This is a genomic window from Leisingera sp. M527 (genome assembly GCF_025141525.1).
Lineage (GTDB): Bacteria > Pseudomonadota > Alphaproteobacteria > Rhodobacterales > Rhodobacteraceae > Leisingera.
The window spans coordinates 2,712,392-2,735,417 of record NZ_CP081037.1 but is presented as its reverse complement, the minus strand read 5'-3'; the positions used below and the strand labels follow the sequence as shown (position 1 = coordinate 2,735,417).

Genomic DNA, 23,026 nt, shown 5'->3' with positions numbered 1-23,026 from the left:
AACAATTTCTTCGTTCGTCGGGTTCGCTGGATCGTATGTAAAGTCGGAGCAAGCGACGGGAGTGGGCCTGCCTAGATTCTTCTGCCGTTGCAGGCTCAAGACAGCCGAAAACTCGTCCACTGATTGCAAGGCATTGATTTCACGAGCTATGCATGAGGTATATTGGCTCGGCGGTTCGGTCGTACATCCTGCCAATACAGCCGACACTGGTAGCAATCGCAATAAGTGATTCGGACGAAGCCACGAAATCTTCCCCATAAATCCCCCCCCCAATCAATTTCTGTACTTTAACATAAAGCAGCTTTTTTGGGAAGCGCCGGGCTTTGAGGTCCAAGGCATTGATGTAAAGACAACTTCTCACTCAGACGAATAATCCTCAGAGAATATAACTTTACAATCTTTTGGGAATCGACCGAGTAGGATGATTCCATTGAACAAACCCTCGTTTGCTTGATTGAATGCTACAGGACGGGCCCAACACGGTCTTCTATCGCTACAGGAGTAAAGACGGACGGAGTTAATGCGTTCTGCAAGTCTTTACCGCGAGTACGTCGCGCCCTATCTTTACCAAGCACCATCTATTCTACAGAACTCTTAATCGGGCCTTGGTTCAAGGGCGGCTTTGCCCCGCATCTTTCGAGCCGGACCATCTAGCGGCGAAGGTGTGGTTTGGTTAAGCGCATAGAATTGACCCGGCAATGGCCGCCATCGTGACTTCAGCAGCAGCGCAGCAAGATCCGTGCCGCAGGTGCGAGTAAATGCTGCGTCTGCGAAGTCCCAAAACCGGATGACAGCAAAGTCCCGCCCAGTTGTCCTAAGAGCTCGTCACTTGCTACAGAAGCTGCTGCCACCACGGCTGGCAAAAATAGTAAAAGTGTCATATGGGTGTGAACGCATGACTTTTACCATTTATGGCAAGTCGGCACCTTCACCTCGTAGCTACACGACAATCAGGTTTCTATGCAAGGCAGCAGTGTGTTTCGGGCAGGTCAATTCTTCCCGCAGAACAAGAAGAACGACCCGGATCCCCGCTATCTGATCATCGGCTTTGACACCGAGTATCAACGGGAGACCATTTCCAACGCCGACGGGCAGGTCGAGCTGCGGAACCAAGTCCTCTCATATCAGTACAGCTGCCGCGTCATCACACCTGACAACGCTGACAGCGAGCCACACTGGTCCGGGATCGTTTTGCCTGAAGGGACAAGTGATGATGACCGCCTACGTACTGGAAGCGCCGGTGTGCATTCCGGAGACTGGCGAGGTTTTGCAATGTCCGCTTCCACTCAAATACGGACGTGTGAACCTGCCTAGGCTGCGGGTGCGGCGAAAGTCGGTTCCGTCCCGCAGCGAGTGACATTCGGCGGTGCAGCGTTGAATAGCTAAGCCAAGTCTCTTGATTTTCGCCCCCGATCAGACAAGAAATTGCACATCTCATCGAGCATGGTGGCCGGGTTTTCTTACAGGCTCAGCATTATCGTACATCTCATGACAGTCTCCTGATCAATCGGGCGGTGAATAATCGTCATCGCGGCCTCGGGAGCGTTCACGGCTGCGCATATGATCAGAACCGCGCTCCCGTCCGCGTTTCGGCGTGGCACGGGTTTCCGGCACCTTGCGCAGCTTCATGGCTAGCGCCACATCGCGGTTCAGCTCTTGCAGCCTTGCCTGCTGTTTTTCCCGCGCGAGCTTCATTTGGCGCTGCAATGTCCGGCGTTCGGCCAATTGCTTGCGGATGATGTTTTGCTTTTCGTTGCGGTCGCGGCTTTGTGCACGGGCGATCTCGGCCTCGTTCTCTTTGCGGATTTTACGGTTCTTGCCCGTGATCCAGCCCCAGAGCCCGCGAATGCCCGTAGGCGTTCTGGCCGCGCGCGCTTTTTCTTCAGTAAGCCAGCGTTCCTGCTGCTTGCGTTTCAGATCATCACGGATTTTGCGCTGGCGCTGCACCATCTGGTCGCGCTGGAACTTGGCGGCGAGATTGGCTTTCTCAGCTCTGGCGCGTTCCTCCTTCGCCCAGGCTTTGAGTTTGGGCGTAAGCTGCGCCGCCACGTGCGCCCTCGCCATATCCGTTGACAGCAATTCTGTCGGATCACCGAGGCGGGTTTTGAGCTCTTTGCTCTTTGCCCCTGTGCAACGGGCGAGCGAATAAACCTCACCGCGCCAATCAACAGCCACAAAGCCGCGCTTGTCACCACGGGCGAGCCAGTAGCTATTCTCTTTGAGCGCCGCTTCAAAGGCCTTGCGGTCATCTGATCCGGCCCAGCATTCCCGGATCAGGGATTTGACTTCTCTCGGGTCTTGTTTGGTGCGTTTGACCTGCTGCCATTCGGCCAGCGTGAAGGATAGCGGATCACGGTTTTTCTTGTCCTTGAACCCGTCCGGCATGCGCCAGCCATGTTCCAAATACAGATCCCGCGAGACCTCATTCAGGCGGGTTTTGTAGTAAGGAAGCTCAATTGCTTTCATCCGTTCGCCATCAATCCGTGACCAAACCGCATGGGCGTGCCTGCGGCCTTCCTTTTCATGGAAGACAATGGCGCGGGGCTGGTTTTCCAGCCCAAGGTGAGTTTCAGCGCGGGCAATGGCCGCTTCGAACGCCTCGACAGACACATCTTCATGTTCCGGCGGGTTGAGGCTGAGAGAGAACAGATGCTTTTGGCAGCGCGTGCCGCGCGCCACCGCTTCACATTCTTGCATCGCGCCCGTCAGGTCATCGGCAGTAAAGCCGCGCAGATCGAACAGTTCCACATGATCATTATCGCGATCATTCAGTAAATGCCGCGCCAGTTCCTTGCCATGTGCCCGCTGATTGCCTTTGAGGATCATGAAACGCCCCCATTCAGGCCAAGTGCTTCAATCAATGCCGCCCGCATTTTGGCGATATCCGCGCAGGCCTCGCGCAGCTCGGATTCGATTTCCGGGTGAACAGGCAGCGTGCCCGTGTTTACGGCACGTGCGAGCTGATTGAGGTTGCTGGAGAGGTGTGATTGCCCGAGAGCTGCCAGAACGCGCCCCAGAGCCTCATGGTCTTGCACAGGATTGGTATTCCTGCGCCGTACCTTCTGGAGGTCTTGGGAAAATAATACGGCCTTGATATACGCGCCCAGAGGCACGCCATTCGCCGCTTCTTCAAGCTGCGCGCGTTCCTCAAAGGTCAAACGCAGCGAAAACGGCGCTTCGCGCTTCTTGCGCCCATCGGCGGGCTTTGGCGCCTGATCGTTGAAATTATGGTGCGAATTCGTCATCGTCACACCTCAGATCGTTACGATCAAAAGATGCGAGATGGCGCTCCCAGTCCTCTAAAACCTCGAAGAGAGCGTTCGAACTTTCTCTCTCCAGGCGCACCATCTTTTCAAAGACTTAGGTGTGACGTTGTAGATTGCTCTTAGGGCCATTGAACTTGACCTATGCTGGCTTCGACCAAAGACCGACAAAATTCGTCTTAGGCACTCGGAGCAGCACCTTCAGTTAAGAAGGCTGGTGTTTACCTGAACCGTGGCTGACAGAGCCGCTGAGCCATCCGAGACAAGGTTGCGGCGGCGCATGCCGATGTGTTGCGGCGTCAGGCCTGTTTGCAGGCTGCGCTGTTCAATTTCGGGCGTCTTACGGAAGGGCCAGATCATGACTTGCGTATCTCGCTTGCCAGCAAGGCCCCAGCACCGGAAGCGACCGTAAGATCACCGGTGATATTGCCCTGGCACTTGGCTGCGGTTTGGGAGTGTTTGAATCCGGCTTGACCCTCCGACAGGAAGTCACTGGCGAGCACGATGGCCAGGAGGCTGTCTTAGACTTCGGTTACCGCCCATTTCTATTTCTCTGCGGCATGTGTGAACGGCCGCTGTTCCCTCTGCAAGGCAGCGTGAAATTTTACGCGATTGCAATGAAACGGCTTGCCCTTCTGCATTTATTGCCAGTGGCTCAGGTCCGGCCCGCACGCTCAATACTGTGGGCGAACTGCAGCAGCCGCGCATCCGCGCCTTTGGGGCCGGTGATATGCAGCCCGGCGGGCATTCCGTCCGACGAGGTGCCAAAGGGGATCGAAATGGAAGGCAGCTCTAGCGGCGGGGTAAGCGTTACGGTGCGCCAGTCCTCGGTCAGTTCGCTGTCACGCAGGCCGGCAGAGAAGGGCATCCCCGTGGCCGTGGGCCAGAGGGCAAAGTCGTAGCGCTCGAAAAAGCTGCTGACATCCGTCCAAACCGCGGCGCGGGTCTTTTGATAGGCGGCCAGCTCCGCCAGGCTGCGTCCTTCGGCCTGGGCGCAGGCGGTGCGGAAACTTTCGCCTGCCAGTGCCATGTCCGGCTGCAGCTGCGTTTGGATCTGCAGCGCGCATTGGCCGCGGACAATTCCGCCATGCGCCAAAAGCGGCGCCAGACCGGGAGCGTCCGCCGCCACCTGCCAGCCGAGGCTCCGGCACAGTGCCTCCGCCGGGGCAATCGCTGCCTGCACCGACGCGTCAACGCAGGCGCCAAAAGGGGACAGCGACAGGGCAACCCTGCCTGCGCTGCGGGGCGGCGCCTCTTCCAGGGCGGCAAGCCGCGGCAGGTCCTGCCAGAAGCCCAGCGGCTGGCGGGGTGTATTGCCCTGCATGGCTTCCAGCATCAGCACCAGATCGCGCACGCTCCGCGCCATCGGGCCGGGTACCGACAGCCCGTCAAACGGCGCCGGATTCGGGTCATAGGGAATAAGGCCCGGGGTTGGCCGGTAGCCCACGACACCGCACCAGGCGGCGGGCGTGCGGGTGCTGCCGCCGAGGTCCGAGCCATCGGCCAGCGCCACCATGTTTGCCGCCAGCGCCGCCGCAGCGCCGCCAGAGCTGCCGGCCACAGTCTTTTCCGGGTTCAGCGGGTTGCGGGTGGTGCCGGCCACCAAATTGCTGGTCTGGCCGGAAAAAGTGAACTCAGGCGTGTTGCTTTTGCCGGTGATCACTGCGCCCGCTGCGCACAGGCGGGCCACGTGCAGGGCATCATAATCCGGCACATGTTTTTCAAAACTCCTGGACCCCCAGGTGGTGCGCAAGCCCTTGGTTTCAAAGCAGTCCTTGATGGCAACCGGCAGGCCGTGCAGCGGTCCGGCAAATCCGCCCGATGCCGCCATCGCATCCAGTTCTGCGGCCCGCTCCTCTGCCGCGTCCCAGTCCAGGGTGACAAAGGCGTTGACGGTGCTGTTGCGCGCCTCGGTCTGCGCCTTATGCGCGGCCAGAACCTCGCGGGCACTCAGGCTGCGGCTTCGCAGCCTGGCGGCCATGTCCTCGGCGGTAAGGGCGGTGATGTCGGTCATGCGGCTGGTTTCCGGTGCTGGCAGTTAAGGCACGCTTGCCAGACTAAAAAAACATGCCCGGCGGCTCCGTTCCGAACCGGCCGCAAAACCGTCTCTCAGCGACCTTCCAGGCTTCAGCGGCCAAGCCAGCGGCGGACAGCGGCTTTGCCCAGGCGGCAGGCCTCCGGCAGGGTCTCTCCCCTGGCCAGGCAGCAGGCGATTGCGGTGGCCAGGCTGCATCCCGTGCCGCGTTTGGAACCCGGCAGCCGCGCCGCGGCAAAAGGCGTTGCCGCGCCACCGGCGGTAAACAGCACATCAATGCTATCAGCGCCGGTGCCATGGCCGCCCTTGACCAGCACCGCCCGCACCCCCTGTGCCAGCAGCTGCGCCGCCTGCGCCTCGATGCTGCCGGTTGAGCCGGAAAGCACTTCCAGCTCTGCCAGGTTCGGGGTGACTAAGGCCGCCCGCTGCAGCAATGCGCCAAAGCCGTCTGCCGCCATCAGCCTGCCGCCGGAACTTGCTTTCAGAACCGGATCCAGCACGATAGGCATCTCTTGGGGCAGGGCCGCGTCAACTGCGCTGGCCGCTGCGGCAGACCCCAGCATTCCGATCTTGGCTGCCGCGGGTGCAGGTAATGCGGCCAAGGCTGCCTGCGCCTGGTCTGCAACGGCTTGCGGCGTGCTGGGGTGAATGGCCAGGACCGCGGCATCGGTCTGCACTGTCACAGCCGTCACCACCGGGCGCACCGTCACCCCGAACTCTGCAGCCATGGCCGTATCGCGGGTGAGGCCGGCGCCACCGCTGCTGTCGGTTCCGCCAATCGCCAGGATCGCGGTCATGCGGGGTCTCCGGCCGCCAGCAGGACGAGGTCGCCATAGCCCGCAGCCTTCAGATCCGAGGCTGCGCCCCAAGCCCGCAGGCCGGTGCGGCAGCACAGCACAATCCGCCCCTTGCGCGGCAGCTCTGCCGCCAGCAGATCGGCGCGGGCAATCCGGCGGGCCTGGAACGCGGGCAATCCGGGCGCCTCAGCGGCATCGCGCAGTTCGATCACCGTATCCGCGGCAGTGATATGCGAGGCCGCGACAAAGGGCAGGGCGTCCTCCGGTTCTTCCGCCTCATCAAAGCGGAAGCTGCTGACCTGCAGGTCCTGGAGCCGGAAAACAAACACCTGTCCCCGCGGGGACGGCTGGTGATCGAGCAGGGACTTCAGGACCAGCTGCGCCTGCAAGGCGCCGATCATGCCGACGGCCGGCCCCATCACGCCTGCAGTTGCGCAGGTCGCCGCCTGCGCGGGCAGGTCCGGGAACACGGCCCGCAACGACGGCCCGCCGCCGCAAAATCCCCCGGCATAGCCCGACTGCCCCAGCGCCGAGGCCGAGATCAGCATCTTGCCCTGCGCCCGGCATGCATCCGACAGGATATAGGACACCGCAAAACTATCCGCCGCATCCACCACCAGATCAGCCGCAGCCACCAGCGCGGCAGCATTGGCCGCATCCAGGTTTTCAACCCGAGCTGTCACATTCAGAGACGGGTTGGCCGCCAGCAAGTGCCGCCGGGCGGCCATTGCCTTGGGCTGGCCAAGGTCGCCCATAGTATAAAGAACCTGACGGTGCAGGTTGCTTTCTTCCACCCTGTCGCTGTCCATCACGGTGATGCACCCCACGCCTGCGCCGCCGAGATACTGCAGTACCGGACAGCCAAGACCGCCGGCACCCGCAACCAGAACATGCGACCGGGCCAGCCGTTCCTGCCCCTCAGCACCGACCTCCGGCAGGACCGTCTGGCGGGCATAGCGGCTCATGCTGCCTCCTTGACCCGGCAGGCCTCCGCCCATTCGCGGGTGCGCGCTTCGGGGTCATCAGCCAGTTGGATGTCGGTCACCACCGCAGCGCTGTCCGCACCGGCAGCAAACACCCCGGGCAGCCGCTCGGGCGTCAGCCCGCCAATCGCGACCAGCGGCGTATCCCCGGCCATCTGCTTCCAGCGCGTCACCCGCTCCAGCCCCTGCGGGTTCCATTTCATCTTCTTCAGCAGCGTCGGATAGACCGGCCCCAGCGCCACATATTCCGGCCCGAACGACAGCGCGCGTTCCAGCTCGCTTTCGTCATGGGTGGACAGGCCAAAGCGGACGCCCTTGCGGCGCAGCGCAGCGAAATCCGCCGTGTCCATGTCCTCCTGGCCCAGGTGCACAAAGTTGCAGTTCAGATCCAGCGCTGCCTGCCAATAGTCATTCACCACCAGCTGCGCGTCATGCACTGCACAGAAATCCCGCGCCCGGGCAATCTGGCGCCGCACCTCAGTCTCAGGCTCGTCCTTGATGCGCAGTTGCACCAGCTTGGCCCCTTGGGGCACCAGCAGTTCCAGCCGGCCGACATGGCCAGTGATCAGGTAGAAACGTTCCATCAGGCAAACTCCGCCAAGCCAAGTACAGGGGTTGAGGGCACCGCCATGTCACGCCGCTCCATCGGATCGGCCTCATAGCCCGCGCGCCCGGCCTCAATTGCCAGCGCCATGGCCGCGGCCATCGCTGCCGGGTCGCCGGCCTTGGCCACGGCTGTATTCAGCAGCACCGCATCCATGCCCAGCTCCATCGCCTGTGCGGCATCCGAGGGCCGCCCGATGCCGGCGTCCACAATCAGCGGCACGCGTGGGAAATGCGCCCGCATCGCCCGCAGGGCATCCGGGTTGCGCAATCCCTGGCCGGACCCGATCGGCGCCCCCCAGGGCATCAGAACCTCGCAACCCGCCGCCAGCAGCCGCTCGCCCACCACCAGATCATCGGTGGTGTAGGGAAAGACCTGAAAGCCCTCATTGCTCAGGATCCGTGCCGCCTCGACCAGCCCGAACACATCCGGCTGCAGGGTGTCGGAATGGCCGATCACTTCCAGCTTTATCCATGGGGTGCCGAACAACTCCCGCGCCATATGCGCCGTGGTCACTGCCTCCTGCACCGAATGGCAGCCGGCAGTATTGGGCAGGATCCGGCAGCCGGCCGTCCGCAAGCTGTCCCAAAAGCCGGCGCCCGAGCCATCAGCAGTTTCGCGGCGCAAGCTGACGGTGATGATCCCGGTGCCGCTGGATTTCACCGCCTCTGCCAGAACGGCGGGTGAGGGGTATTGCGCGGTGCCCAGCAGCAGCCGCGAGGTGATATCTGTTCCGTAGAATTCCATCTCAGCCTCCTTGCATCGGTGCCAGGACTTCCAGGTGGTCGCCCTCAGTCAGCTGTACGTCCTCCCGGTTGCTGCGGGCCACAAATCGGCCGTTCAGCGCGGTCGCAACCGAGGAGCAGGCAAAGCCCAGCTCATGCAGCGCAGACTGGAGGTCGGTTGCGGATACGTCATGCGGTCTGGCGTTCACGATGATTTTCATCTGTGGTCTCCGGTAACAGTTGGTCCGCGGCTTGCTGCGCCATCGCGGGTGCCAGCAGAAAGCCGTGGCGGTAAAGCCCGTTGAGGTAGAGCGTGCCGTCCTGTTCGATCAGCCGCGGCAGGTTGTCGGGATAGGCGGGGCGCAGGCCTGCGCCGGTCTCCACCACACTGGCCTCGGCGAATGCGGGGTGTAGGGTGAAGGCCGCACTCAGCAACTCGCTCAGCGAGCGCAGGGTGATGGCCCGGTCCGAGGAGCTTTCGATCATGGTGCCGCCGATCATGAAATGCCCGTCCCCGCGGGGCACCAGATACAGCGGCATCCGCGGGTGCAGCAGCCGCAGGGTGCGGCTGATCTGCACCTCGGGGCAATGCAGGATCGCCATCTCGCCGCGCACCGGGCGCAGGCTGGGCAGGGATGCCGCCATGCCGGTGCAATCCAGCGTGACACCGGCAGGGGTAGTGGCAGGGGCAGGCGTGCCATAGCGGATGTCCACCCCCATCGCCTGTACCTTGGCGCTGAGGTCCCGTAAGGCGCGGCGCGGATCCAGATGCGCCTCCCCCTCAAAGAACAGCCCTTGCGAAAACCGCCCCTCCAGCGCGGGCTCCAGCCCGGTGATCTCGGCCCCGTCCACCCCCCGGTGGCCTGTGGTGCGGCGGGCAAAACGGGTAAGCTCTGCCCGGTCGCGGGCCGGCGCCACCACCAGCGTGCCGCGCCTGTGGACCGGTGTGACCCTGGCCCACCAGTCGGCGGCGCGGCTGCCGAGGGTGATCACCTCCTCCTCGGCGCTTTCGCGTTCGCAACAGGGGGCCAGCATGCCGCCGGCAAACCGCGCAACGCTGCTGCCCCCGGGGGTTTCCCCGCGTTCATAGACGGTAACAGCCGCCCCGCGCTGCGCCAGTTCATAGGCGCAGGCGAGGCCGGCAAGGCCTGCGCCTGCGATGGTGATCATTCCGCCGGTTCCACCTTCTCGGGTGCGGGCACATACAGCTCGCCGCCTTCGCGGAACTTGGCGGCCATCGCTTCCATGCCTTCCTTCTGCGCCTCGGCGCGGATGTCGTGGCTGATCCGCATCGAGCAGAACTTCGGCCCGCACATGGAGCAAAAATGCGCCACCTTATGCGCCTGCTTGGGCAAGGTCTGGTCGTGGAACTCGCGCGCGGTATCCGGGTCCAGCGACAGGTTGAACTGATCTTCCCAGCGGAACTCAAACCGCGCACGGCTGAGCGCATCATCGCGGCGCTGCGCACCGGGCAGACCCTTGGCGAGGTCGGCGGCATGGGCGGCGATCTTATAGGTAATCACGCCAACCTTGACATCATCGCGGTCTGGCAGGCCCAAGTGCTCCTTGGGCGTCACGTAGCACAGCATCGCGCAGCCGAACCAGCCGATCATCGCCGCGCCGATGCCGGATGTGATGTGGTCATAGCCCGGCGCGATATCGGTGGTCAGCGGCCCAAGCGTGTAGAACGGCGCCTCGTGGCAGCATTCCAGCTGCTTGTCCATGTTCTCTTTGATCTTGTGCATGGCGACATGGCCCGGCCCTTCGATCATCACCTGGCAATCCTTGGCCCAGGCGATCTTGGTGAGTTCCCCGAGGGTCTCCAGCTCGGCAAACTGTGCGGCGTCATTGGCATCAGCGATTGAGCCGGGGCGCAACCCGTCACCCAGCGAGAAGCTCACGTCATACTGGCGGCAAATATCGCAGATTTCCTCAAAATGCTCATAGAGGAAGCTTTCCTTGTGGTGGTGCAGGCACCACTTGGCCATGATCGAGCCGCCGCGCGACACAATCCCTGTCACCCGCTCAACGGTCATCGGCACCATGTGCAGGCGCACGCCGGCATGGATGGTGAAGTAATCCACGCCTTGCTCTGCCTGCTCAATCAGGGTGTCGCGGAACACTTCCCAGGTCAGGTCTTCGGCGATACCGTTCACCTTCTCCAGCGCCTGATACATCGGCACAGTGCCAATCGGCACGGGGCTGTTGCGGATGATCCATTCGCGGGTGTTGTGGATGTTGCGGCCCGTCGACAGATCCATCACCGTGTCGGCGCCCCAGCGGATCGACCAGACCAGTTTGTCGACCTCTTCCTCCATCGAGGAGGTGACGGCAGAGGTGCCCATATTGGCGTTGATCTTGACCAGGAAATTGCGCCCGATGATCATCGGCTCGATCTCGGGGTGGTTGATGTTCGCGGGGATGATGGCGCGGCCGGCGGCGATCTCATCGCGGACAAACTCCGGCGTCACGTAATCGGGGATATTGGCGCCAAAGTCGTTGCCATCGCGGTGGCAGGGGGACAATTCGCGCAGCTGGTTTTCGCGGATGGCGATGAATTCCATCTCTGGCGTGATGATCCCAGCGCGGGCATAGGCCAGCTGGGTCACCGCCTTGCCGTCCTTGGCCCGCAGCGGTGCGGGTTTCACCGGGAATTCGGGTGTCAGACGGTCGCCCGCGACAAAGCCGTTGTCGGCGGGGGTCACATCACGGCCCTGGTATTCCTCAACGTCGTCGCGCGCCAGAATCCAGTCACGGCGCAGCTGCGGCAGGCCCCGGCGGATGTCGGTCAGCACATCTGGGTCGGTATAGGGGCCGGAGCTGTCATAGACCGGCAGCGGTGCTTCGCCTGCGGTGGGGTGGGTGGCGATTTCGCGCATCGGCACGCGGATGTCCTTGTGGACTTCGCCTGCGACATAGATCTTGCGCGACGCGGGCAGGGCGCCTGTGGTGATCTTGGGGTTGGGGACGTTCATTTTGGTGCTCCTCAAAGCCGAAAACTCAGAAAAGACACCAGATGAGTTTTGGCTGGGAAACCGGCAGGCAAAGAGGCCTGCTTTACCGGAATGCGCCTGTTTCAAACGGCTGTCCCCGCGGGGACAAGCGGACAAAAGGCGCGTCCTTGCTTCCTACGCCAGTATCAACTGGGTCAGGTTCAAAGGGTCGCGCCGCCGGTTTGGGTTGCCCCGCACCTTGACGCCTCTCAGTCCCTTGGGCGGGACTCCCCTGCGTGGCCTTAGGGGTAGGGGAGGCACAGGGCGCGCGTCAACCGAAATCTTTGTAGATTATTTTTTGGCATTAATATCAGGCTGGTACTGGCGTTAAGGACGCAAAAGCGGGTCAAATCGCTGCAGCGCAGCTTTGATGCTTGATCGGGGGTGGTGAAATTATCTATAAAAATCCGCAACGCCATCCGCGTATGGCCAACTGGTATACGAGAACAGGAGACAGCATGCTGGACGCTGCACCCATCCGCACCGACTGGACCCGCGAAGAAGCGGAAGCGATTTACAACAAGCCTTTCATGGACTTGCTGTTTCAGGCGCACACGGTGCACCGGCAGTATTTCGACCCCAATCAGGTGCAGAAATCCAAGCTTCTCAGCATCAAGACCGGCGGCTGCGCCGAGGATTGCGCCTATTGCTCGCAGTCTGCCCGCAACGGCGCGCAGCTGTCAGCCTCCAAGCTGATCGAGGTGCAGCGGGTGATTGCCGAAGCCAGGAAAGCCAAGGAAGGCGGCGCGACGCGCTATTGCATGGGCGCCGCCTGGCGCTCGCCCAAGGACCGCGACATGGCCGCACTGGAAGCCATGGTGCAGGGCGTCAAGGATCTCGGCATGGAGACCTGCATGACCCTGGGCATGCTGGAGGAAGACCAGGTGTTCCGCCTGCGCGATGCCGGATTGGATTATTACAACCACAATATCGACACCTCCGAGCGGTATTACTCCGAGATCATCACCACCCGCACATTCGCGGACCGGATTGACACCCTGAACCGGGTGCGCGAGGCGGGCATCAAAGTGTGCTCCGGCGGTATTGTCGGCATGGGTGAGCAGCAGCTGGACCGTATCGACATGATGCTGGCGCTGGCAACGCTGGAGGTGCATCCCGACTCGGTGCCGGTGAACATGCTGATCCCGATTGCCGACACGCCGCTGGCCAATGTCGAGAAGCTGGACCCGATCGAATTTGTCCGCTCGGTGGCGCTGGCCCGCATCCTGATGCCGAAATCCCACGTGCGCCTCTCCGCAGGCCGCACCGATATGTCGGACGAAATGCAGGCGATGTGCTTCTTTGCCGGTGCCAACTCGATCTTTGTGGGCGACACGCTGCTGACCGCCGACAACCCGGAAGAGGACAAGGACCAGCAGCTGTTCGACCGTCTGGGCATCACCGCGATGGCGGTGGGATGTGACGGCAGCCGCTGATGGCGGGCGCCTTCCCGAGGCATGAGACATCGCTGGAAGCGCTGCGCAATCGCGGGCGCTACCGGCAGCTGATGCCGCGGGACGGGCATGACTTTGCCTCCAATGACTATCTTGGGCTGGCGGGCAGCGATGTGCTGCGCGCCGCTGCCGCCGATGCGCTGGCGCGCGGGGTGCCGGTCGGGGCAGGCGGCTCGCGCCTGCTGCGCGGCAATGACGCAGAACATCAGTTGCTGGAGGCAGAGGCCGCGGCGTTTTTCGGCACCGAGGCGGCGCTGTTCATGGGCGGCGGCTTCACCGCCAATCAGGCGATCTTCTCGACCCTGCCGCAGCAGGGCGATCTGGTGCTCTATGATGCGCTGATCCATGCCAGCACCCATGACGGGATGCGGCTGGGCCGGGCAGAGACCCGCAGTTTTGCCCATGGCGACGTGGAAGACGCTTCGCGGGTGCTGAAGGCTTGGCGTGCCGAGGGCGGCATAGGCCAGGTCTGGATCGCGGTTGAGGCGGTCTATTCGATGGACGGCGACCTGGCGCCGCTGGATGCGCTAATGGCGCTTGCCGATGCCGATGGCGCGGTTCTGGTGGTGGATGAGGCGCATTCCACAGGTGTGTTCGGCGATCTGGGCCGCGGGCTGGCACAGGGCATTGCGCACCGGCCAAACGTCCTGAGCCTGCACACCTGCGGCAAGGCGCTGGGGGCCTCTGGCGCGCTGATCTGCGGCCAGCGGGTGCTGATCGAGACACTGATCAACAAGGCGCGCGGGTTTATTTTTGCCACCGCCCCGTCACCGCTGAACGCCGCACTGGTACGGGCGGCCCTGGCTGAACTGCAACAGAACCCGGCACGCCGCGAACAGGCGTGGCAGGGGATCACCCATGCGCAAGCAGAGGCAAAACACCTCTGCGGGTTGGACGGCTATCACAGCCAGATCCTGCCGGTGGTGATCGGTGACGACAAACGCACCATGGCGCTGGCAGCAGCGATGCAAGGCCACGGCTATGACATCCGCGGCATCCGCCCGCCTACAGTGCCGCGTGGCACCTCGCGGCTGCGGCTGTCGATCACGTTGAACACGGGGGCAGGGGTCGTCACCCGGATGTTCGAAGACCTCGCCCGGGAAATGGAGACAAGGCCATGAGCGCGCTGATCGTCACAGGAACCGATACCGGCATTGGTAAGACCATTTTTTCGGCCGGCCTGGTGCAGGCGCTGGGTGCGACCTATTGGAAGCCGGTGCAATCCGGGCTGGAGGAGGAGACCGACAGCCAGACCGTCGCACGCCTGTCAGGCCGCCCGGCGCTGCCCGAGGGGTATCTGCTGCAACTCCCTGCCTCGCCGCATCTGTCGGCGGAGGCCGAGGGCGTGGAGATCGACCCGGATACGCTGGACTTGCCCGAAGCCGACGGCGTGCTGGTGGCCGAGGGGGCCGGCGGGCTTATGGTGCCCTTGAACCGCAAGGTGCTGTATCTCGACCTGTTTGCCCGCTGGGGCGCGCCGGTGATCCTGTGCGCGCGGACGCAGCTGGGCACGATCAACCACACCCTCCTGTCGCTGAAGGCCCTGCGCGATGCGGGCTGTCTGGTTGTGGGCGTGGCCTTCATAGGCGACGCCGAGCCGGAGGTGGAGGAAACCATTTGCCAGTTCGGCAAAGTGGCGCATTTGGGGCGGCTCCCCATCATTGAAGATCTGAGGGACGCGCCCGAGCCTGGGCGGGTGCGAAGCGCCCTCCCGGGGGGAGGGTCGGGCGCGGCCCGGTCTATCGACCGGACCAGAACGGCGCTCAAAGAAACCTTTGCCGAAAGCATCAATGTGGATCTGATCAGGGAGGCATTGGCATGAGTGCATCCGGCCTCACCCAGCTGGAGTTCGACCAGCAGCACCTCTGGCACCCTTACACCAATGTCGCCAAACCCGGCCCGACCTTTGTGGTCAAGGAAAGCGAAGGCGTCCACATCACGCTCGACGACGGCACCCGGCTGATCGACGCGATGTCGTCCTGGTGGTGCATGATGCACGGCCACAGGAACCCGGCGATCACATCGGCCATTCACGCCCAGCTCGACACCCTGCCGCATGTGATGTTCGGCGGGCTGACCCACGATCCGGCCATCGACCTGGGCCGCAAGCTGCTGGAGATCACCCCCGAAAGTCTGACGCGGATCTTCTATTGCGACAGCGGTTCGGTCTCGGTCGAGGTAGCGATGAAGATGGCGGTGCAGTATCAGCACGCCATCGGCCAGCCAGAGCGCAAGGAGTTTGCCACCATCCGCTCTGGCTATCACGGCGATACCTGGAAGGCGATGAGCGTCTGCGACCCGGACACCGGCATGCACCACCTGTTCCAGGGCGCACTGAGCGTGCAGCATTTCGTCTCCCGCCCGCCGGTCCGCATAAATGAGGGTTGGAGCGATGATCCGGCACAAAACGGTCTGGGAGAACTGCGCACCGTGCTGGAAGCCAACGCGCAGAAGATCGCCGCCTTCATTTTGGAACCCGTGGTGCAGGGCACCGGCGGCATGTATTTCTACCACCCGGAATATCTGAACCAGGCGCGTGCGCTGTGCGATGAGCTGGGCATCCTGCTGATTTTCGACGAGATCGCCACCGGTTTTGGCCGCACCGGCGCGCTGTTTGCCACCGGGTTCTGCGACGTGGAACCGGATATCATCTGTTTGGGCAAGGGGCTGACCGGCGGCCATATCTCCTTTGCCTGCACCATGACCAATGACCGCGTCGCGGAAGGCGTGGGCGGCGGCAATCCCGGTATTTTCATGCACGGTCCGACCTATATGGCCAACCCGCTGGCCTGCGCTGCGGCCAAGGCCTCGCTGGATCTGCTGACCGGGCAGGACTGGCGCGGAATTGTCTCGGGGATTGCAGAGCAGATGCAGTCTGAACTGGCACCGGCGCGCGATCTGCCCAATGTGGCGGATGTGCGGGTTCTGGGCGCCATTGGCGTCATCGAGATGAAACATCCCGTCTCCGCAGATGAGGCGCACGCCCGTGCCCATGATATGGGCGTGTTCCTGCGCCCCTTCGGCAAGAACATCTATACCATGCCGCCGTTCATCACGTCCCCGGATCAGCTGAGCCAGATCACCGCAGGCATGCTGCGGCTGGCGCGGGAGCTCTGAGCCATGGAGTTCCGCTGGCTCAAACAGAACAATGCAGCCGAGGCCATCGTTGTCTTCGGCGGCTGGGCTGTGGGGCCGGAGGTGTTCTGGCATTTGGACGGTCCGCAGGACATCCTGTTTGCCGGCGACTATACCGATCTGAACGCAGAGCTGCCGGATCTGACCGGTTACAGCCGGGTCAGCGTCTTGGCCTGGTCCTTTGGCGTGGCGGCTTATGCCCATTGGCAGCAGGAGCGTCCCGACCCGTTCCAGCGCAAGGCGGCGGTGAACGGCAGTTTGCAGCCGGTGAACCGTGGCGCCGGTATTCCGCCTGCGGTCTTCCGCAGAACAATGGAAACGCTGAGCCTGGAAAGCTACCAAGGCTTTCTGACCCGTGTATTCGGTGCCCCGCAAGAAGCCGAAGCGCTGGATGTGCCGGCGCGCCGGGCTGAGCTGCTGGCGGTAGAGCAGCGCGGCGACGCGCGGCAGATGCGCTTTGACAAGGTCTGGATCAGCTCCGGCGACAAGATCTTTCCGCCCGCCAATCTGGCACGCGCCTGGGCGGGGCAGAACGTGACACAGATCGACGCGCCGCACGCCCCCTTTGGCCGCTTCTCGCACTGGGAGGAGCTGTTCCAGTGAAAGATACGCTGCCGCCTCAGCTGGATCAGACCCGCGTGCGCCAAAGCTTCCGCCGCGGGCTGAACAGCTATCACGGCACCGCCTCTGTGCAGGCGGATATTGCGGCGCAGCTTGCAGGGCTGCTGCAAGCGCAGGGCGCGCCCCGCCGGTTTGGGGCGGTATTGGAATTCGGCTGCGGCACCGGTCATCTGACCCGGCACCTGCTGCAACGGTTCACGGCCGGCAGCCTGTTGCTGAATGACCTGGTGCCGGAGGCGGCGCAGGTGCTGCAGGCATTGGGCAGCGCAGCCCCGGCGCAGTCCCGGTTTGAGGCCGGCCCGGTTGAGACCCTGCCGCTGCCGCAGCAGCTGGACCTGATCGCCTCAGCCTCGACCGTGCAGTGGATCCCGGATCTGCCGGCCTTGACCGCCCGGCTGGCGGCGCGGCTGAAACCCGGCGGGTGGCTGGCGCTGTCCGGCTTTGGCCGGGGCCAGTTCCGCGAGCTGGCGGCGCTTGGGTCATCCGCCGCGGCGCCCAGTTATCTGGATGCTGGGGAGTGGCCGTCCGTGCTGCCGCAAGATCTGGAGATTCTGGCCATCGAACAGTGCACTGCCGTGCTGAAATTCGATACCGCGCTGGAGCTGCTGAAGCACCTGCGCCGGACCGGTGTCAACGGCCACGCCCAGCAAAGCTGGAGCCGCAGGCGGCTGCAGGACTTTGAAGGTGCTTACCGGCAGCGTTTCGGCTGTGGCGGCAAACTGCCGCTGACCTATGATCCGGTCCTGCTGGTAGCGCGCAAGACCGGCTGACCGGTCAGGGCGGCTGGCGTGCGCAGTCCGCACTTGAGGCAAGTTTTAGATTTTTTCCCTGCCATAAGACCGCCGCTTCCAGCGGTCCGTTAATCTTTGTCAACTCCCGCCTGCTATGCCGGAACCAGAGCCGTGCCCGGGGGCGCGGAACGTGGAAATACTGGCAGTACGGGAGTGACGCCAATGAAATTCAAAGCGTTTGCCGCCGCTTTGGCGGCGCTGGCGGTTTCGGGGGCCGCCGAAGCCGCTGACATGGGGGATAGCGGAACACCGATCCGGCTGTCCCTGAACAACTGGACCGGCCAGCATCTGTCGACCTATATCGCCGGCGGCATGCTGGAGGAAGCAGGTTATACCGTCGAATACGTCGAAGCCGATCAGGGCACCATGTATGACGACATCGCCAGCGGCGACGTGCATGCAATGGTGGAAATCTGGACCAGCAGCACCCCGGCGGATTACTTTGCGGCCCGCGATGAAGGCCGTGTGGAGGAGCTGGGCGACCTGGGCCTGGATGCCCGCAACGGCGTGGTGTTCCCGCCTTATGTGGCGCAGATGTGCCCAGGCCTGCCCAACTGGGAAGCCCTGCGCGATTGTGCGGGCATCTTCTCCAAAGACGGCAAGGGCAAGCGCGGCATTTACCTGGCTTACCCGGACTCATGGGGCTCGCCCGGGGCGGACCGGATCCGGGCGCTGGATCTGCCGTTTGACGTGGTTGCGGCTGAATCCGAGGCGGCGATGATCGAGGAGTTTCAGAAAGCCTACAAGGAAAAACGCCCGGTGATCTCCACCTTCTGGGCGCCGCATTGGGCGATGTCTTCCTACGCGCTGCAGTTTGTGCGCCTGCCCAAGCCGGAACCGGCCTGTTACACCGATCCCTCCTGGGGGCCGAACCCCAAGGCCACCGGCGATTGCGATTTTGCCCGCGGCGGCGTGATGAAGGCGAGCTGGCCGGGCCTGAAGGACCGCTGGCCGGCCGCCCATGAGATCCTGAAGAACTATCAGCTGAGCATCTGGGACCAGCAGCCGCTGATCGGCCTGGTGGATGTCCGGGGGGAAACTCCGCAGGGCGCCGCCCGTGGCTGGCTTGCGGTGAACCGGGCCAAATGGATGCCCGTTATCGAGGAAGCCACTGGCAAAGGCCGGTCCTGACCCGCAAGGTCCGGGTTTCGATTTCGGCGCTCCCGCCTCAGGCGGGGGCGCTGTTTTTGTGTGCGGGGCAGGTCTTGAAGCCGGGCTCCGGGCAGCGCTATGCCGGGTGCGGGCGTTTGCCGCACGGGGCAGGGTGATTCCGGAACTTGTCCCATTGCACAGAAACTTGAATCGTCAATCAAAATTTTTCACAGTTTATGCCGCAATCACTCGACAAACAGTCGTAATATGTTCCAATACTTGCATTATCCCCGGCCACACTTGGACAATGGGTGCTTGCTGACAAGAATAAGACCAGCCGCAAGGCCAGGCAGACGCCATGAACCGCCGGGTTCCAAAAAGGACGCGCCAAGCCGGACAATCGGCGGCGCAAGAACACTGACAGGGAGTAAAACAATGAACTTCAAAGGATATGCGCTGGCGCTGGGCGCCGCAACAATGACGGTTGCCGCGGGCTTTGCTTCGGCGGCGGAACTTGGTGATACCAGCAAACCGATCAAGCTGGCTGTGAACGAATGGACCGGCCAGCATGTGACCACCCATATCGCCGCCGGGATGCTGAAAGCCGCGGGCTATGAGGTGGAATTTGTCTCGGCCGGGATGATGAACCAGTTCCAGGCCATCGCAGACGGCGACATTCACGCGACGCTGGAAATCTGGTCCTCGAACGTCTCGGATGAATACGCCAAAAAGATCGAAGAGGGCACTGTTGTTGAACTTGGCGATCTGGAGCTGAACGCGCGCGAAGGCATCGCCTATCCGGCCCATGTGGCCGAGCTGTGCCCCGGCCTGCCGGCCTGGGAAGCGCTGAAGGACTGCGCGATGCAGTTCGCCACCGCGGAAACCCTGCCCAATGGCCGCCTGGTGGATTACCCCGCCGACTGGGGCACGCCGGGCGCCGACCGCATGACTGGGCTGGACCTGCCGTTCAAGGCCGTGCCTGCGGGTTCCGAAGCCGCATTGATTGTCGAACTGCGCGCCGCGACCGAGCGCAAGACACCGCTCTTGGTCACCTTCTGGCAGCCGCATTGGGCGATGTCGGCTTATGACGTGAAATTCGTCGACCTGCCTGCGGGTGAGGAGGCCTGTTTCTCGGACCCGGCCTGGGGTCCTAACCCGAATGCGGTGAACGACTGTGACTTCTCGCCCTCGCGCATCTTCAAGGCCGCCTGGTCGGGGGCTGAAGAAACCTGGCCCGCCGCCTATGAGATCCTGTCGAACTACACTCTGGCCGTGGAAGACCAGCAACCGATGATGGGCGCGGTCGATGTGGACGGCGGCAAGGTCGAGGAAGTTGTCGCTGCCTGGATGGCCGAAAACGAGGGCAAATGGCGCCCGGTTGTCGACGCCGCCATCAAGTGAGCCGCGCCCAGTGAGTGGCTCTGAAACTGGCGCGAACACGCCGGCCATCACCTGCCAGAATGTCTGGCAGGTGTTTGGCAATGACGCAGGCAGCGCCTTGAAAGAGGTGCTGGCAACCCATCACTCGCCGCATGACGCTGCCGGAGAACTGCGCCGCAAGGGGCTGATCCCGGCGGTGCAGAATGTGTCCTTCCAAGTCAAGGAGGGCGAGCTGTTTGTGATCATGGGGCTGTCGGGGTCCGGCAAATCGACTCTGATCCGCTGCATCTCGCATCTGCTGCACGCAACCGGCGGCGAAATCCGCATCGACGGCGAAAACATCGTCGAGGCCAGCCCCAAACGGCTGATCGAACTGCGACGCAAGAAGCTGGGCATGGTATTCCAGCACTTTGGCCTGTTTCCGCATATGACGGTGGCCGAAAACGTCGCCTATCCCTTGCGGGTGCAGGGGGTGAAGAAAAAGCAACGGCAGGCCAAAGCGGAAGAGGTGATCGAACTGGTCGGCCTGCGCGGCCGTGAAAACCACTATCCGCGCGAACTGTCCGGCGGCCAGCGCCAGCGCGTCGGCATTGCCCGCTCATTGGTGGCGGATTGCTCGGTCTGGTTCCTGGATGAGCCGTTCTCGGCGCTTGACCCGCTGATCCGGCGCCAGCTGCAGGATGAATTCCTGGAAATCCAAGCCAAGCTGAAAACCACCATCGTTTTTATCACCCATGACATCAACGAGGCGCTGAAGCTGGCCGACCGGATCGCCATTATGCGCGATGGCAGGATTGTGCAGATCGGCACCCCCGCCGATATCGTGCTGCGCCCGGCGGATGATTACGTGCGTGAGTTTTCCAAGGATGTGGCCAAGGGCCGGCACGCCCGTGTGGCCTCGGTGATGGAGGCCGGCGCGGGGCTGGCGTATGGCGCCGATGATCCCGGCCTGCGCCAGGATATGACGCTGGACGCGGCCCTGGCGCGCTGCATGGAGCTGTACGAGCCGGTGCCGGTGCGCTCGCCAGAGGGCAACGTGGTGGGCGTCGTGAACCCGGCAGACCTGGCGGCGGCGCTGCAGGTGGAGCAGGGGTAATGGCGGTGCTGACAAAAGGATCCGTGGCGGCGCTGATCGCGGCGGCGGCGGGTGCCCTGTGCCTTCTGCTGGAAAGCAGCCTGCCATGGCTGGTCAAATTCCCTGCCGCCTGGGTGCTGCCCGCAACCGATTGGGTTGGCGCCGCGATGGAGTGGCTGCTGGCGCTGATCAAACCCACTGCGCGTGGTTTTTCGGCGCTGATGTTCTATCCGATGGAAGCGGCGAATTATGTGCTGAGCAGCACCCCCTGGCCGCTGGTCATCTGCGCCACCACGGCGCTGGCCTGGACCTTGGGTGGCATGCGGATGGCGCTGATGGCCCTTGTGGGTCTCGGGTTTGTGCTGGCGTCGGGGTACTGGCCCGAAAGCATGAACACGCTGGCGCTGGTTGCTGTTTCAGTACCGCTGGCGCTGATCATCGGCGGCGGCATTGGCATTCTTGCCAATGAATACCCGCGCGTCCGCAAACCGGTGCAGGCGCTGTTGGACATTATGCAGACGGTGCCGACCTTTGCCTATCTCACCCCCTTGCTGGTGCTGTTTGGCTTTGGCCCGGTTGTTGGCCTGATCGCCTCCGCCATCTATGCCGCGCCGCCGATGGCGCGCAATGTGCTCTTGGGGCTGGAGCGGGTCGAGCCGGAAATCAAGGAGGCCGCCATCATGGCCGGCGGCACCCGGCTGCAGCAGCTGTTTCAATGCGAGATCCCCTCAGCCGGGCAGCAGATCATGGTCGGTGTCAACCAATGCCTGATGGCGGCGCTGTCGATGGTGATCATCGCCGCGGTAATCGGCGGCTTTGACGATATCGGCTGGGAAGTCCTTTTGACAATGCGCAAGGCGCAGTTCGGGCAAAGCCTGCTGGCCGGTTCAGTTATCGTGGTCTTTGCCATCCTGATCGACCGGATGAGCGGCACCCTGACCGAAGAGCGGCGCGACAAACACGATCCGCGCATCGCCTGGGGCATTCTGGCCGTGGGTGCCGCAGCCAGCGCCGTGTTTTGGAGCCATATTCAGCAGCCCGGCGCCTATACGCTGTTCAACCCGGTGGCGGACAGTGTCGACAGGGGGCTGTCGTCCTTTACCACCGCCAATGCCGATGCGCTGACAGCGTTCAAGAACAACGTGCTGTTTTATGTGCTGCTGCCGTTGCGGATCGGGCTGGACCAGGCGGTGCTGCCCTTCACCTGGGGTTTCTCCTGGACCCCGATGATGAGTGCGGTGCTGTTTGCAGCGGGCGCCGCTGCCGGCGTGGTCTTTGCGTTGCGCGGGCAGATGGCGCTGGGCGTGATGCTGCTGATTGCCGCCGGCATGCTGGAGACAGGTATTTCGCAACTGCCCTGGCCCTTTGTGCTGATTGGCGCGGGCGCGCTGGCCTGGGTTGCTGGCGGGCGCGGGCTGGCGATCATGACAGTTGTTCTGCTGGGCACCATTCTGGTCTCCGGCCTATGGGAGCGGGCGTTGCTGTCGCTGTATCTGTCGGGGGCTGCGGTCTTTGCCTGCGCGGTGATGGGCGGCGCCATCGGCCTCGTATCGGCGGTGTCGCCCGGTGCCTGGCGGCTGGTGCGGCCCATTTGCGACATGCTGCAGACGATCCCGCTGTTTGTGTTCCTGATCCCGGTTCTGATGGTGTTTCAGATCGGCGAGTTCTCGGCCTTCCTGGCGATTATCGCCTATGCCATCGTGCCGATGATCCGCTACACAAGGCACGGGCTGGTCTCGACACCAGAGGAGATGATCGAAGCCGCAACAGCCTCCGGCGCGACCAAATGGCAGATGCTCAAGGATATCCGCGCGCCTTATGCCGCGCCGTCAATCCTGCTGGGTCTGAACCAGACCATCCTTTATGCCTTTGCGATGCTGGTAATTGCGGCGCTGATCGGCACGACCGGTCTGGGCCAGTCTATCTATCTGGCGCTGGGGCAGGCGGATGTGGGGCTTGGCATATCCGCCGGGGCTGCGATGGCGATCCTTGCCTTGATCGCCGACCGCATGGTGCAGGGTTTTGCCGAGGAGAGGCGCAAGGCGCTGGGGTTGTAAGCCTCTGCCGCGAAATGAGAA

Annotated in this window: 20 protein-coding genes and 1 riboswitch; of the genes, 10 read left to right on the top strand and 10 right to left on the bottom strand. The window is 63.1% G+C overall.

Annotated elements, in window-relative coordinates:
- Nucleotides 1-1,503 precede the first annotated feature (1,503 nt).
- The 10 genes from K3555_RS13645 to thiC all read right to left on the bottom strand — a co-directional run bounded on the left by K3555_RS13645 (nt 1,504) and on the right by thiC (nt 11,382).
- Nucleotides 1,504-2,826, bottom strand: a complete 1,323-nt coding sequence (locus K3555_RS13645) for a relaxase/mobilization nuclease domain-containing protein (protein ID WP_260005675.1) — start codon at nt 2,824-2,826, stop codon at nt 1,504-1,506.
- On the bottom strand, nt 2,823-3,245 hold the full coding sequence (locus K3555_RS13640) for a hypothetical protein (protein ID WP_260005663.1): 423 nt from the start codon (nt 3,243-3,245) through the stop codon (nt 2,823-2,825). Before K3555_RS13640 ends, K3555_RS13645 begins: the two co-directional genes overlap by 4 nt.
- A gap of 673 nt (nt 3,246-3,918) precedes the next feature.
- Nucleotides 3,919-5,277, bottom strand: coding sequence for an amidase (locus tag K3555_RS13635; RefSeq protein WP_260005662.1), 1,359 nt, complete (start codon nt 5,275-5,277; stop codon nt 3,919-3,921).
- 113 nt (nt 5,278-5,390) lie between these two features.
- Nucleotides 5,391-6,095 carry a PfkB family carbohydrate kinase gene (locus tag K3555_RS13630; protein WP_260005661.1) on the bottom strand — a complete coding sequence of 235 codons (705 nt, stop codon included), beginning with the start codon at nt 6,093-6,095 and terminating at the stop codon, nt 5,391-5,393.
- Complete coding sequence (locus K3555_RS13625) at nt 6,092-7,060, bottom strand: HesA/MoeB/ThiF family protein (RefSeq protein ID WP_260005660.1); 969 nt, start codon at nt 7,058-7,060, stop codon at nt 6,092-6,094. Before K3555_RS13625 ends, K3555_RS13630 begins: the two co-directional genes overlap by 4 nt.
- Nucleotides 7,057-7,662: a thiamine phosphate synthase gene (locus K3555_RS13620; protein ID WP_260005659.1), complete on the bottom strand. Its 606-nt coding sequence runs from the start codon at nt 7,660-7,662 to the stop codon at nt 7,057-7,059. The genes K3555_RS13625 and K3555_RS13620 overlap by 4 nt, the downstream gene beginning before the upstream one ends.
- A complete protein-coding gene (locus K3555_RS13615) occupies nt 7,662-8,429 on the bottom strand; it encodes a thiazole synthase (RefSeq protein ID WP_260005658.1) in 768 nt (255 codons plus the stop codon). Before K3555_RS13615 ends, K3555_RS13620 begins: the two co-directional genes overlap by 1 nt.
- A 1-nt stretch (nt 8,430) precedes the next feature.
- A complete protein-coding gene (gene thiS, locus K3555_RS13610) occupies nt 8,431-8,628 on the bottom strand; it encodes a sulfur carrier protein ThiS (RefSeq protein ID WP_259986089.1) in 198 nt (65 codons plus the stop codon).
- The gene (locus K3555_RS13605) at nt 8,597-9,577 is read right to left on the bottom strand and encodes an FAD-dependent oxidoreductase (RefSeq protein WP_260005657.1); all 981 of its coding nucleotides are present in this window, start codon (nt 9,575-9,577) and stop codon (nt 8,597-8,599) included. Before K3555_RS13605 ends, thiS begins: the two co-directional genes overlap by 32 nt.
- Nucleotides 9,574-11,382: a phosphomethylpyrimidine synthase ThiC gene (gene thiC, locus K3555_RS13600; RefSeq protein ID WP_260005655.1), complete on the bottom strand. Its 1,809-nt coding sequence runs from the start codon at nt 11,380-11,382 to the stop codon at nt 9,574-9,576. The genes K3555_RS13605 and thiC overlap by 4 nt, the downstream gene beginning before the upstream one ends.
- Before the next feature lie 133 nt (nt 11,383-11,515).
- Nucleotides 11,516-11,644: riboswitch (TPP riboswitch) on the bottom strand.
- A gap of 214 nt (nt 11,645-11,858) precedes the next feature.
- Between thiC and bioB the strand changes: the two genes are divergently transcribed.
- From bioB to K3555_RS13550, 10 genes are all read left to right on the top strand, one after another.
- Nucleotides 11,859-12,836, top strand: a complete 978-nt coding sequence (gene bioB / locus K3555_RS13595; RefSeq protein WP_259994143.1) for a biotin synthase BioB — start codon at nt 11,859-11,861, stop codon at nt 12,834-12,836.
- A complete protein-coding gene (locus K3555_RS13590) occupies nt 12,836-13,975 on the top strand; it encodes an 8-amino-7-oxononanoate synthase (protein ID WP_260005653.1) in 1,140 nt (379 codons plus the stop codon). Before bioB ends, K3555_RS13590 begins: the two co-directional genes overlap by 1 nt.
- The gene (gene bioD, locus K3555_RS13585) at nt 13,972-14,676 is read left to right on the top strand and encodes a dethiobiotin synthase (RefSeq protein WP_260005651.1); all 705 of its coding nucleotides are present in this window, start codon (nt 13,972-13,974) and stop codon (nt 14,674-14,676) included. Before K3555_RS13590 ends, bioD begins: the two co-directional genes overlap by 4 nt.
- Complete coding sequence (gene bioA / locus K3555_RS13580) at nt 14,673-15,971, top strand: adenosylmethionine--8-amino-7-oxononanoate transaminase (RefSeq protein WP_260005649.1); 1,299 nt, start codon at nt 14,673-14,675, stop codon at nt 15,969-15,971. The genes bioD and bioA overlap by 4 nt, the downstream gene beginning before the upstream one ends.
- A 3-nt stretch (nt 15,972-15,974) precedes the next feature.
- The gene (locus tag K3555_RS13575; protein WP_260005647.1) at nt 15,975-16,592 is read left to right on the top strand and encodes a pimeloyl-ACP methyl esterase BioG family protein; all 618 of its coding nucleotides are present in this window, start codon (nt 15,975-15,977) and stop codon (nt 16,590-16,592) included.
- Nucleotides 16,589-17,380: a malonyl-ACP O-methyltransferase BioC gene (gene bioC, locus K3555_RS13570; protein ID WP_260005646.1), complete on the top strand. Its 792-nt coding sequence runs from the start codon at nt 16,589-16,591 to the stop codon at nt 17,378-17,380. Before K3555_RS13575 ends, bioC begins: the two co-directional genes overlap by 4 nt.
- Nucleotides 17,381-17,563: 183 nt before the next feature.
- On the top strand, nt 17,564-18,532 hold the full coding sequence (locus K3555_RS13565) for an ABC transporter substrate-binding protein (protein ID WP_260005645.1): 969 nt from the start codon (nt 17,564-17,566) through the stop codon (nt 18,530-18,532).
- A 396-nt stretch (nt 18,533-18,928) separates the two neighbouring features.
- Entirely contained in the window at nt 18,929-19,894 is a 966-nt protein-coding gene (locus K3555_RS13560) for an ABC transporter substrate-binding protein (RefSeq protein ID WP_260005644.1), read from the top strand.
- Nucleotides 19,895-19,904: 10 nt separating this feature from the next.
- Nucleotides 19,905-20,969 (top strand): glycine betaine/L-proline ABC transporter ATP-binding protein, encoded by a 1,065-nt coding sequence (locus K3555_RS13555; protein WP_260005643.1) that lies wholly within the window; start codon nt 19,905-19,907, stop codon nt 20,967-20,969.
- Entirely contained in the window at nt 20,969-23,005 is a 2,037-nt protein-coding gene (locus K3555_RS13550; protein ID WP_260005642.1) for a proline/glycine betaine ABC transporter permease, read from the top strand. Before K3555_RS13555 ends, K3555_RS13550 begins: the two co-directional genes overlap by 1 nt.
- Nucleotides 23,006-23,026 lie beyond the last annotated feature (21 nt).